The sequence below is a fragment of the Campylobacter concisus genome, from assembly GCF_015230035.1.
GTDB classification, from domain to species: Bacteria; Campylobacterota; Campylobacteria; order Campylobacterales; family Campylobacteraceae; genus Campylobacter_A; species Campylobacter_A concisus_BK.
Genome location: NZ_JAAKZD010000003.1, coordinates 59,016 through 71,463, shown reverse-complemented (window position 1 = coordinate 71,463; position 12,448 = coordinate 59,016). Strand labels below are relative to the sequence as shown.

The following is a 12,448-nucleotide window of genomic DNA, read 5'->3' as shown; positions in this document are numbered from 1 at the left end:
AGATGCAAATTTTTACTAAGGCAAAAGTTTATGATTTTATGCGGTTTAGATTTGTGTCACTCGCACTTTCTATATTTTTATTTGTTGGTTCGATCTTTTTGCTTGCAACAAAGGGTTTAAACTACGGCATCGACTTCTCTGGTGGTACACTTATCCAGCTAAAATACGACACCAAAGCGCCACTTGATAAAATTCGCGACGCTTTTGGCGCAAATGAAGTGCTTAAAAACGCCTCTGTTACTGAGTTTGGAAGCGAAGATGAGGCTGTTATTAGATTTTCAGGATCAAGTTCAAATTTAACTGGTGACATCGGCACTGAGATAAAGCAAATTTTAAAAGATACTGGAAATTTTGAAGTAAGACGTGTTGATATCGTTGGTCCAAAGGTTGGTGACGAGCTTAGAGAAAAAGGTCTAATGGCTCTTGGAATTTCACTAATTGGCATATTGATCTATATCACATTTAGATTTGAGTGGAGATTTGCGCTTGCTGCGATCGCAACTGAAATTCACGATATCGTTATAACCGTCGGTGCTATTTCACTATTTAACATCGATGTAAATTTAGACACGCTAGCGGCTGTATTAACAGTGCTTGGCTACTCGCTAAACGATACGATCATCATTTTTGACAGGATAAGAGAAGGCATAAAAGAGAGCAAGAGAACCGATATCGAGGGCGTTATCAACGAGTCAGTCTCAGCCACACTTTCAAGGACTATCCTAACTTCAGCCACTACGATGATGACTGTTGTTGTGCTATTTTTATTTGGTGGAGATATGATACATGGATTTTCATTTATCCTTATCGTTGGTATCGTTATAGGAACGATCAGTTCGATCTACATCTCATCACCATTTCTTATCTGGTTTAAATTTAGCATTGAGCATTTTAGAGCTAGAGAGGCTGAGAAGCAAAGGATCAAAAAAGAGCGTGATAAAGAGCGTGCTATGTTTGAAAAAGGCGTTGTGTAAGGAGGGATAATGAACTGGGGAAAAGTTATCTACATATTTTTTGCGCTGATGAGTCTTACGACTACAGCGGAGTTTTTATATGATAAAAACGAGATCGCCCTTTTTGTGGCAGCTAGTATAAATTTAGTTTCTACGCTACTTAAGATCGGTGTTAAAAATTTATTATCAGCTGAGCTTTTTGCTAGCTCGTTGGTTGCTGATTTGCACCTTATACCAGCTTTTGTTATTTTGCAAGTCTCCGAAAATGCAACGCTTAGCTATTCACTAGCTATTGGTGCAGTCATTGCAAATATATTTTCACTAGCCTTGGTACTAATAGAATCAAGCAAATCACAAGAAGAATTTTAGGAGAAAAAATGGCTGAGAAGAGAAAATATGAGCCTTTAAAGATAGAAAAAAAGTGGCAAGAAATTTGGGATAAAAATGAAGAATTTGAGCCAAAAGACGACTTAAGCTTGCCAAAAAAATACATCTTAAGCATGTTTCCATATCCAAGCGGACGCATACATATGGGGCATGTAAGAAACTACTCTATCGGTGATGCGCTGGCTAGATCATATAGAAAAAGCGGTTTTAACGTGCTTCATCCTATCGGCTTTGATAGCTTTGGTATGCCAGCTGAAAACGCAGCCATAAAACATAAAATTCACCCTAAAATTTGGACTTACGAAAACATCGACTATATGAAAAAAGAGCTTGCAAGCCTTGGCTTTTCATTCTCTAAAAAGAGAATTTTAGCTACATCTGACCCGCTTTACACAAAGTGGGAGCAAAGCTTTTTTATAAAGATGTTTGAAAAAGGGCTTGTTTATAGAAAAAATGCCATCGTAAATTGGTGTGAGTACGATCAAACTGTGCTTGCAAACGAGCAGGTTGAAGACGGAAAATGCTGGAGATGTGGTAATGATGTTGTGCAAAAAGAGCTTCCAGGATATTACTTCAACATCACAAAATACGCTAGCGAGCTACTTGAAGATCTAAAACTTCTTGAGGGCAAATGGCCAAATCAAGTCATCACAATGCAAGAAAACTGGATCGGCAGAAGCTACGGCTTGGAGTTTAAATTTAGCCTTGATGAGGCTTCAAAAGAGACTTTAGGTGGTAAATTTGATGGCTTTGAGGTATTTACAACAAGGCCTGATACTATTTACGGCGTTAGCTACACAGCCCTTGCGCCAGAGCATCCTATCGTTAAAGCGCTTCTCGAAAATGCTAAATTTGATGAAAGTAAAAAGGCAAAGATAAAAGCAATACTTAATCAAAGCCCAAGAGAGCGTCAAGCAAGCGATAAAGATGGAGAATTTTTAGGAATTTACGTCGTTCATCCACTCACAAATGAAAAGATCCCAGTTTGGGTTGCAAATTTCATCCTGGCTGACTACGGCAGTGGCGCTATCATGGCTGTCCCTGCGCATGATCAAAGAGACTTCGAGTTTGCAAGCAAATTTAATCTACCTATAAAACCAGTCGTAAAGCCGCTTGAGGGCGAGAGTGACGGCTCTAAGGCGTATTCAGAATACGGTGTTGCTATAAATTCTGAGCTTATAAATGGCCTTAGCTCAGAGGACGCCAAAAGCTTTATAATAGAGAAATTTGAAAAAGATGGTCTTGGCAAAAGGATCACAAACTACAAATTAAGAGACTGGGGAATCTCTCGCCAAAGATACTGGGGTGCTCCGATACCAGTCGTGCACTGCAAATGCTGCGGCGTAGTACCAGAAAAAGAGGAAAATTTGCCTATCGCACTGCCTGAAGATGTTAAGATCACAGGCGAGGGCAACCCGCTTGATAAACATCCAACTTGGAAATTTACAAAGTGTCCAAAATGCGGCCAAGACGCGATCAGAGAGACCGATACGATGGATACATTCGTAGAGAGTAGCTGGTATTTTGCTAGATTTGCAAGCGATGAGAAGAGTTGGGAGCAAAAAGCACTTGATGAAAAGAGCGTGAATTATTGGATGAATGTAGATCAGTACATCGGCGGTATCGAGCATGCGATCTTGCACCTTTTATACGCTAGATTTTTCCAAAAGGTCTTAAGAGACCTTGGCTATCTAAGAGACGATGAGCCGTTTGAAAATTTACTAACTCAAGGCATGGTCTTAAAAGATGGCAAAAAGATGAGTAAAAGCAAGGGCAACGTCGTAGATCCTGATGATATCATCAATAGATACGGCGCCGATACGGCAAGGCTTTTTATCCTTTTTGCTGCTCCTCCTCAAAAAGAGCTTGAGTGGAACGACAGCGCAGTTGAGGGTGCATTTAGGTTTTTAAATAGGCTTTGGGAGAAGGCACAAACTATCAAAAAGATAGACAAGCTGCCTGAGATAGATCACGAAAGTCTAAATAAAGATGAGAAATTTGCAAGGCTTAAAATTTATGAAGCACTTAAAAAATCAACCGAGGTTTTTGGCGATACATTTGCTTTTAACACTTTAATCGCTGCTTGCATGGAGGCACTAAACGCTATAAATGCGCAAGATAATGACGACGTAAATGCTGAGGGCTTTTTCATCATCTTAAATTTGCTAGAACCCATCGTGCCACATATCGCAAACGAGCTTAGTGAAGAGCTTTTTGGTAGAAAAAATTTCACAAAGATAGCTGTAAAAGAAGAGGTCTTTGTAAAAGATAGCATAAGCCTAGCTATAACGGTAAATGGCAAGAAGAGGGCTGAGTTTGAAGTGGCAGCAAGCGAGAGTGAGGGTGAAATTTTAAAACAAGCTAAGCAAAACGTAGCTAAGTGGCTTGAAGGAAAAGAAATTTTAAAAGAGATTTATATAAAAGGCAAATTAGTAAATTTTGTCATTAAAGGATAAATTTTGAGATATTTTTTAGCGTTTTTTATTGCTATATTTATCTGCGGATGTGGCTATAAACCAGTTTCAAAGATCTCGCAGGATTTGGTTGGAGATAGAGTTTATGTTGATGTTATCATCAGCAAAGAAGAGCCAAAAAATAGTGTCTGGATAAAAGACGCCGTAAAAGAGGGTATGGTCGCAAGGCTAAATAAGAGTTTGTCTGGCAAAGAGAGCGCTGATACTTCGATAATTGTCTCAGTGCAAAATTTAACCTATGAAGCGATAATCTATGATGAATACGGCTATATCACATCGTATAAAGCTTTTTTAATTCTAAACTATAAAACCAAATTTAAAGATGGTCGTGTCATAGATATACCTGCTACTGGCGAGTATGATTTTAGTGTGGCAAGACGTCAAAAGAGCGTAAGATACGCCGATAGTGTCATTAGCGATACTCAAAAATATGAAGCTATAAAAGAGGCCTCAAAAGAGGCGTTTGATGAGTACATCGCAAATTTAGCTGTAAAAGGATATAAAAATGGCAGCAGTAACCGTTAGTCAAATAGTCAAGGAAGCCTTGAGCGAGATAAAAGATCGCCATTTGATGCTAACGCCAGAAAATTACACCGAAGTTTATAATGAAATTTCTAAAAAATATGGCTTTACTACCGAAGAGAGCAAAAAGATAGAAAAATATATCTCAAGGCTTGGTGATGACTACAAGGCGCAAGCTATAAGTCTTCATATAAAAACGGTCGATGAGTTTGTAGCTTTTATGACCGCTAGGCTCTCTCATGGTGCTAAAAATGGCACAGCACAAGTGGTCGATGATAAAAAGTTAAAGTCACTAAATGCCTTTGCAAGAAGAATCCTCCAAGCCATCTCTATGCTTCACAACAAAGATGCAAAAGCTCTAGCAGAGCAGGGCATGCAGCTACTTGCTAGAAGATATGATGAGAAAAATCTTGAAGAGATGTGCCTTAAATGGTTTGACTTTGTAAGCTCTTACGATACTGAATTTTTAGACTTTTTGAAATATTACGGCGTGAGAGACTTTGACGATCTAAAGACTATGAGCGCTGAGCTTGAGAAATTCTTATCTCAAAAAAATGAAAACACAGAAGAAAACGCTTTAGTTGAGCTTTTAAATTTTGCGCTTGAGCCTTCTATTACAAAGGAGCTTGGCGAAGAGCTTAGCACCATTAGAAGTGTTTTAAAGCAAAATCCACAAAGCCTAAATAGCAAAGAATTTCAAGATAAGATAAAAACCTTTGTCGATCGCAGGATCGAAGAAGATAGAACCGAGATCATCGAAAAAGTTGGCTCATTAAACAACATCTTGCAAAGCATAGGCGAGAGGATTTCAGATATCGCAGCTAGCTCTCAAAGTAGTTCAGCCAAGGTGCAAAGCATCAAAAATGATCTTAAAAATGTAAATTTAAATGCAAATAGCATCGATCATGTAAAGAGCATGCTTATCGAGATCGCAGGTGCCTTGGAGATCGAGAGTAAGGAGCTTGGCCTTGAGATAAATAGCAAGCAAGCGACCATTTCTGAGCTTCAAAACAGGGTCACAAGCCTAGAAAAAGAGCTTGAAGCTGCTAAGCTTGAGAGCAAAGAGGACTTTTTGACAAAAGTGGCTACAAAAAGAGCTTTGATGAGTGAAATTCAGCGTATCGAAGAGGCTTATAAACGTTACGGCACGGACTATTCGATCTGCTTTGTTGATATTGACTTCTTTAAAAAGATAAACGACACCTACGGACACGAAGCTGGCGACGTGATACTTTCAGCCGTGGCTCAAGTGCTTAAGAAAAATGCTAGAAAAGTGGACTTCGTTGGCAGATATGGCGGCGAGGAATTTGTCATTTTGCTACCAAGTACGAGCCTAAAAGATGGAGTTAGATTTGGCGATAAGCTAAGAAGTATGATAGAAAATTTCAAATTTATCTATAAAAATGAGCGCATCAAAGTTACCATTAGCTCTGGTGTGGCGACAAGAAGTGCAAATTTAAGCGATACGATGACGCTTGAGGGCGCTGACAAGATGCTCTATCTTTCAAAAGAGGGCGGCAGAAACCAAGTCATGCCAAAGATAATCGAGGAAAAATGAGCCTAGCTAAATTTCTTGACGGCAAGCCACTTTACTACAAAGAGATCGACTATGGCAGGATCATTAGGGCTTATGATACGATCAAAGGCCATCTAAAGCCTTTTAAGATAATCCACATCATCGGCACAAATGGCAAAGGTAGCACGGGCCGCTTTTTAGCGCAAATTTTAAGCCAAAATGGCGCAAAAGTAGGCCACTACACGAGCCCACATATATTTAAATTTAACGAGCGATTTTGGCTAAATGGAGAGGTTGCTAGCGATGAAATTTTAGAGGTAGCTCACGAGCGCCTGCAAGCTCTTTTGAGTGATGAGTACAAGATAAAAACAAGCTATTTTGAGTATATGACGCTGCTTTCTGCGGTGCTTTTTGAGGGTTGTGACTACTTTGTCTGCGAAGCTGGCATGGGTGGCGTGCTGGATGCGACAAATGTCTTTGAAAAAGAGCTAAGCATCTTTACTCCGATCGGCTTTGACCACACGGCGATACTGGGAAATAGCTTAGAAGAAATTTCACGAACGAAATTTGAAGCCATGGGCAAAAGAGCTATCTTAAATGATGAGATGAACGAGATAAGTGTGGCTATCGCAAAAGAGATCGCAAGCGAAAAAGGCGTAACTCTGAGCTTTTCAAGAGAAATTTTGACCAAAGAAAATTTAAACGAGATCGCAAACTACGCAGATAAATTTAACCTACCAGAGTTTTTGCGCTCAAATTTAACTCTAGCCTACGCCGCAGCTAAAATTTTAGATAGCAGCATAGATATCAAAAAGCTTGGCGCCTTATCGCTTCGTGGCAGATGTGAAAAGATCGATTCAAATTTATACGTTGATGTCGGTCACAACGAGCTTGGCGCAAAGGCTGTGGCTAAGAAATTTAGTTCAAAAGAGTTTGGCGGCAAGAAGCTAACACTAATTTATAACTCGTTTTTAGATAAAGACTTTAAGGCAGTTTTAGCAGCTCTTAAGCCAGTCATTGATGGCGTGCTACTTTATCACTACCACTGCGAGGGCAGGGAGCTTGGCGGAGAGCTTATAAACAAGGCTTTAAACGAGCTTGAAATTTCACATAGAGAGTTTGAGTCAAGCGATATGAACGATATAAAAGAGGCAAAAAACGGCAAAATTTACCTAGCATTTGGCTCATTTCACTTGGTCGAAGCCTTTTTAAAAGAGTACTATGCAAGCAAAGGTCTATGAGTATCTTTTAACACACGCCCCACAAATTCTCATCTGCGAAGATGACAAAGAGGCGGCACTCTGCGCTGATGCGGCCAGTTTTGCCGGCTTTAGCGCATTTAAACTACCTGATTTTAGAGCTAAAAAGGGCGATGATCTAAGAAGCTTTAACGAAGAGCTCTTTGAAATTTCATCCGTTCTTAGCAAATACTATAAATTTGATGGCAAAAAGATCATCATAAGCCCATTTAGCACGCTTTTAAACCCACTTCCAACGCAAAAAAACCTAGAAAGCTCAACGATCAAGCTAAAAGATAATCTAAATTTAAGCGAATTTGCCGACTTGCTCATACGATTTGGCTACGAGTGCGTCGATATCGTTGAGAGCGTTGGCGAGTTTAGCATTCGTGGCGAAGTGATCGACATTTACGGCGTAAATATGGACGATCCTGTTAGAATTTTACTCTTTGGCGATGAGGTGGAGAGTATCAGAAACTACAACACCGCCACGCAAATTAGCAACAAAAATGAGCTAAGCGAAGCCGAGATCGTGCCATTTATCGCAAATTTGAGCAAAGATGAGTTTGAAAAAGTTAGCCAAAAGATCGAGGATATGCAAAGCGATGCCCTGGTGAATGATCTAAATTCGCTTGGATTTTGGGCGATAGATAGCTTTAGCGATTACTTGAAAGTTTTTGACTCAAAGCTTGTTAAAAAGATCGATTTTGAAATTTATGATGCGCCTGAGGAGAAATTTAAGGGCATTGAAATTTTGCCCGAGCCAAAGGTTTATAAAGACCTAGAAGTTACTTTAAATTTTGACTTTTTTGAGCTAAATAAGAGCAAAAGCATAACCGTTCTTTCAAGAAATGAGGGGCTTTTTAAGGGCTATGAGCTTGATGGCTTTGCCAACGTAAAGCTTGAAATTTCGCCCCTTGTTGTAAATTTAACCTCAAGCGACAAGATCGTAGTATCACTTAATAAATTTGAGAAAAAAAGGCGAGTTAAACGCTCAAGCCTTGTGGTCGATGAGCTAAAAGTAAATGACTACGTCGTGCATGAAGATTATGGTATAGGCAGATTTTTAGGGCTTGAAAAGATCAAGGTTTTGGGTGCGACGAAGGAATTTGTAGTTATCGCCTACCAAAATGACGACAAGCTTCTTTTGCCGGTTGAGCATCTAAATTTGATAGATCGCTATATCGCGCAAAATGGCTCTATGGCGGTGCTTGATCGCTTGGGTAAGGCAAATTTTGCCAAGATAAAAGAGAAGGTTAGAGAAAAACTCTTTGCGATCGCCTCAAAGATCGTGGCGATGGCGGCAAAAAGGGAGCTGATCGCTGGTAAAATTTTACAAAAAGAGGATATCTCTTATCTAAATTTCGTCCAAGACGCTGGCTTTTCATACACGAACGATCAGCAAAAAGCGGTAAATGATATAAAAGATGAGCTAAAAAGCGGCAAGGTGATGGACAGGCTGCTTAGCGGAGATGTTGGCTTTGGCAAGACTGAAGTCGCGATGAATGCCATATTTACCTGCATAAAATCAGGCTTTAGCGCATTTTTCTTTGTGCCAACGACGCTTCTTAGCTCGCAGCACTACAAGACGCTAAGCCAGAGATTTAGCAAATTTGGCATAAAGGTCTTTAGGCTGGATCGCTTCTCAAGCGCCAAAGAAAAATCAAGCCTGCAAAAAGCGCTAAAAGAAAATGAGCCCATAGTTTGCGTGGGTACGCATGCGCTTCTTGGCGTAAAGGCTGAAAATTTAGGGCTTATCGTCGTTGATGAAGAGCATAAATTTGGCGTTAAGCAAAAAGAGCAGCTAAAAGAAATTTCTCAGCACTCTCACATCTTAAGTATGAGTGCCACGCCGATACCAAGAAGCCTAAATATGGCGCTTAGCAAGATAAAAACATATAGCATTTTAGCCACTCCGCCAAGCTCAAGGCTTGATGTGAGAACGAGCGTGAGAGAGTGGGATGAAAAGGTCGTCAAAGAGGCGATCATGCGTGAGCTAAGACGCGGCGGGCAGACCTTTTACATCCACAACCACATCGCAGACATCGAGCAGACGGCAAATGAGCTAAGAAAAATTTTGCCAAAGCTCAGAATTTTAATACTTCACTCAAAGATAAATGCAAAAGTCGCTGAAGATGAGATGATGAAATTTGAGCGTGGCGAGTATGACTTGCTACTTTGCACCAGCATCGTTGAAAGCGGCATCCACTTGCCAAATGCAAACACTATAATAGTAGAAAATGCCAATAAATTTGGCATGGCTGACCTGCACCAGCTTCGTGGTCGCGTGGGCAGAAGCGACAAGCAGGCTTATTGCTACTTTTTGGTTGAGGATAAAGATGCCATTAGCAAGGACGCGCTAAAACGCCTCGTGGCACTTGAGGGCAACTCATTTTTGGGCGCTGGCTCAGTGCTAGCTTATCACGATCTTGAGATAAGGGGTGGTGGCAACATCATCGGCGAGGCGCAAAGCGGCCACATCGAGGCTATCGGCTACTCGCTATATCTAAAGATGCTAGAAGACGAGATAAACAAGCTTCTTAATCAAGACTCCGCAAAGCTTGATAAGATCGATCTAAAGCTTAGTGTGAGCGCCTTTTTAAATCAAGAATTTATAAGAGAAGATAGGCTAAGGCTTGAAATTTACAGGCGCCTTAGCAAGTGTAAAGAGGTGAGTGAAGTCTATGAGATACAAAGCGAGCTTGAGGATAGATTTGGCAAGATAGATACATTTACAAAGCAGTTTTTAGACCTTATCATCATCAAAATTTTAGCTCTAAAAGCTGGCATAAAGACGATCTCAAACAGCGAACAAAATATACTAATAACAAAAAATGATGACGAGAAGATCAGGCTAAAGTCACGTAGCAAGGACGATGACGATGTTTTGGCTGAAATTTTGGTCTATCTAAGAAAGGATAAGAAATGATAGATTGGGGTATGAAGTACGCAGCGATTTATAAGAGCACAAAAGGGATGCTAAAGCCGGTTGAGGATATCGATTTTGTCGATATCGACTCACTTTATGGACTAGAGAAACAAAAAGAAATTTTGCTAAAAAATACTAGAAATTTTATAGCTGGCGACGAGGCAAATCACGTGCTTCTTTGGGGTGAGAGAGGATGTGGCAAGTCAAGCCTTGTAAGGGCTGTTTTTACTAAATTTTATAAAGAGGGACTTCGCATCATCGAGATCGGCTGCGAGGATCTAAAATACCTTGGCGACATCATCGATGAGATCAGAAAAAGTGAGTTTAAATTTATCATTTTCTGCGACGACCTAAGCTTTGAAAATGGTAGCAATGAGTATAAATTTCTAAAGCCTATCATGGACGGCTCTATCCAAAAACCGCCTAAAAACGTCCTTTTATACGCCACTTCAAACCGCAGACACCTAATAAGCGAGTTTAAAAGCGAAAATGAAAACTCAGAGCTAATAGACGGAGAAATCCACTATAGCGACGCAGCTCAGGAGAAAATTTCGCTCTCAGACCGCTTTGGTCTTTGGATCAGCTTTTATCAAGGCAACTACGACGAGTACCTAAAAATGGTTGATTTTTACTTTAAAGACTACGCAGGCGACAAAGATGAGCTTCACACGCTTGCTAAAAATTTCGCCACGTTAAGAGCCAGCAGAAGTGGCAGGACGGCAAAGCAGTTTTATCTAACTTTTAAAGAAAATTTAAAATGAGATCAACTGATCTGTTTTTGGCTCTGCTAAATCACAAAAGTAGAAATTTTGACGAGCTAAAATGGCCAGGCGAGGGCACTTTTGAGGTCATTTTGGGCGCTATTTTGGTGCAAAATACCAACTGGAAAAACGTTGAAAAAGCGCTAGATAATCTAAAAAAAGCAGGTAAAGATAGCCTGCAAGGCATTTGCGCGCTTGAAAACAGCGAGCTTGCCACACTCATAAAGCCAAGTGGCTTTTACAACACAAAGGCAAAACGGCTAAAGACGCTTTGCTTAGCTATAAAAAATGAATTTGAGAGCTTTGATAATTTTAAAGAAAACGCTAGCCGCGAGTGGCTCATAAGCGTAAAAGGCGTTGGCGCTGAGACTTGTGATGCGATACTTGCTTACGCTTGCGACAAGCCTTACATGGTCGTTGATGCTTATGCGCTTAGGATAATGGCATATTTTGACTACATTTTTGAGAGCTACGACGAGGCGGCTGAGTGGTTTAGCTCGCTTGATTATGATGAAATTTACAAATTTCTTGATAGCGAGAAATTTGACGAAACTGAGGTTTTAAAGCTCTATCATGCACTTATTTTAGAGTTTTGCAAAGAGAATTTCAAAGGCAAAATTTTAAGCCAGAGCGGACAAGAGGTGCTTGATAGCATTAAAAACTAAATTTTTATTTTAAATTTAGCGCAAATTAGGACTTTTTATGTTTTATTTTAAATTCTATGCTAAATTTACCTCAAATTTATTTTAGGAGAAGTGATGATCTACGATAACATCGTAAAAACGATCGGTAATACACCTATCGTAAAGGTTAAAACAGGTGCTGACGAGGCTGAAATTTATGTAAAATTAGAGTTTTTTAATCCAGGCGGCTCTGTAAAAGATAGGATCGCATTTAATATGATCACAAAAATGCTAGCTGATGGCACACTAAAACATGGCGACACTATCGTTGAGCCAACAAGCGGCAACACAGGTATCGGCGTAGCTATGTGCGGTGCTGCACTTGGCTTTAAAGTGATCCTTTGCATGCCTGAGAGCATGAGTATCGAAAGACGCAAGATCGTTGCAGCTTATGGCGCTCATCTTGAGCTAACTCCTGCAGCTGGCGGTATGAAAGCAGCGATCGCAAGAGCTACTGAGCTAGCTTCTCAACCAAACCACGTAATGCTAAGCCAGTTTGAAAACAAGTATAATCCGCAAGCTCACGAGCTAACAACAGCTGCTGAGATCGTGGCTGATTTTAGCAAGCTTGATGCCTTTGTGGCTGGCGTTGGCACAGGTGGCACGATAAGCGGTGTGGCAAAGGTTTTAAAAGAAAAAGGCTATGACACTAAGATCATCGCAGTAGAGCCTGAAGCATCACCAGTTTTAAGTGGCGGCAACCCAGGACCACATAAAATTCAAGGCATCGGAGCTGGATTTTTACCAAATACAATGGATATGAGCCTAGTTAGCGAAGTAGAAAAAGTAAGCAACGATGACGCACTAAACGCAGCTAGAGCGATCGCAAAGAGTGATGGCTTGATGATAGGCATAAGTGGTGGCGCTTCTTATGTGGCTGCAAAAAGAGTGGCTAAAAGACTTGGCGCTGGCAAAAAAGTGCTTTTCATAGCTCCAGATAACGGCGAGAGATACCTAAGTACAGAGCTTTACGGAGCGTAAAAAT

10 protein-coding genes are annotated in these 12,448 nt (G+C 40.4%); all 10 read left to right on the top strand.

Going from position 1 to position 12,448, the window contains the following annotated elements; all coding sequences use genetic code 11:
- Positions 1-2 precede the first annotated feature (2 nt).
- The 10 genes from secF (at position 3) to cysK (ending at position 12,444) form a co-directional block, all read left to right on the top strand.
- A complete protein-coding gene (secF, locus tag G6W41_RS02580; protein ID WP_194170531.1) occupies positions 3-974 on the top strand; it encodes a protein translocase subunit SecF in 972 nt (323 codons plus the stop codon).
- 9 nt (positions 975-983) lie between these two features.
- Entirely contained in the window at positions 984-1,322 is a 339-nt protein-coding gene (locus G6W41_RS02575) for a DUF6394 family protein (protein ID WP_002942000.1), read from the top strand.
- 8 nt (positions 1,323-1,330) lie between these two features.
- Positions 1,331-3,796 carry a leucine--tRNA ligase gene (gene leuS / locus G6W41_RS02570; protein WP_194170530.1) on the top strand — a complete coding sequence of 822 codons (2,466 nt, stop codon included), beginning with the start codon at positions 1,331-1,333 and terminating at the stop codon, positions 3,794-3,796.
- A 3-nt stretch (positions 3,797-3,799) separates the two neighbouring features.
- On the top strand, positions 3,800-4,339 hold the full coding sequence (lptE, locus tag G6W41_RS02565; RefSeq protein WP_103606006.1) for an LPS assembly lipoprotein LptE: 540 nt from the start codon (positions 3,800-3,802) through the stop codon (positions 4,337-4,339).
- On the top strand, positions 4,320-5,894 hold the full coding sequence (locus G6W41_RS02560) for a GGDEF domain-containing protein (protein ID WP_194170529.1): 1,575 nt from the start codon (positions 4,320-4,322) through the stop codon (positions 5,892-5,894). Before lptE ends, G6W41_RS02560 begins: the two co-directional genes overlap by 20 nt.
- Positions 5,891-7,093 carry a Mur ligase family protein gene (locus G6W41_RS02555; protein WP_194170528.1) on the top strand — a complete coding sequence of 401 codons (1,203 nt, stop codon included), beginning with the start codon at positions 5,891-5,893 and terminating at the stop codon, positions 7,091-7,093. Before G6W41_RS02560 ends, G6W41_RS02555 begins: the two co-directional genes overlap by 4 nt.
- Positions 7,074-10,019 (top strand): transcription-repair coupling factor, encoded by a 2,946-nt coding sequence (gene mfd, locus G6W41_RS02550; protein ID WP_194170527.1) that lies wholly within the window; start codon positions 7,074-7,076, stop codon positions 10,017-10,019. The genes G6W41_RS02555 and mfd overlap by 20 nt, the downstream gene beginning before the upstream one ends.
- Positions 10,016-10,780: an ATP-binding protein gene (locus G6W41_RS02545; RefSeq protein ID WP_103650637.1), complete on the top strand. Its 765-nt coding sequence runs from the start codon at positions 10,016-10,018 to the stop codon at positions 10,778-10,780. Before mfd ends, G6W41_RS02545 begins: the two co-directional genes overlap by 4 nt.
- Positions 10,777-11,445, top strand: a complete 669-nt coding sequence (locus G6W41_RS02540; RefSeq protein WP_194170526.1) for an endonuclease III domain-containing protein — start codon at positions 10,777-10,779, stop codon at positions 11,443-11,445. Before G6W41_RS02545 ends, G6W41_RS02540 begins: the two co-directional genes overlap by 4 nt.
- A 93-nt stretch (positions 11,446-11,538) precedes the next feature.
- Positions 11,539-12,444 carry a cysteine synthase A gene (gene cysK / locus G6W41_RS02535; protein ID WP_021087886.1) on the top strand — a complete coding sequence of 302 codons (906 nt, stop codon included), beginning with the start codon at positions 11,539-11,541 and terminating at the stop codon, positions 12,442-12,444.
- Positions 12,445-12,448: the final 4 nt, after the last annotated feature.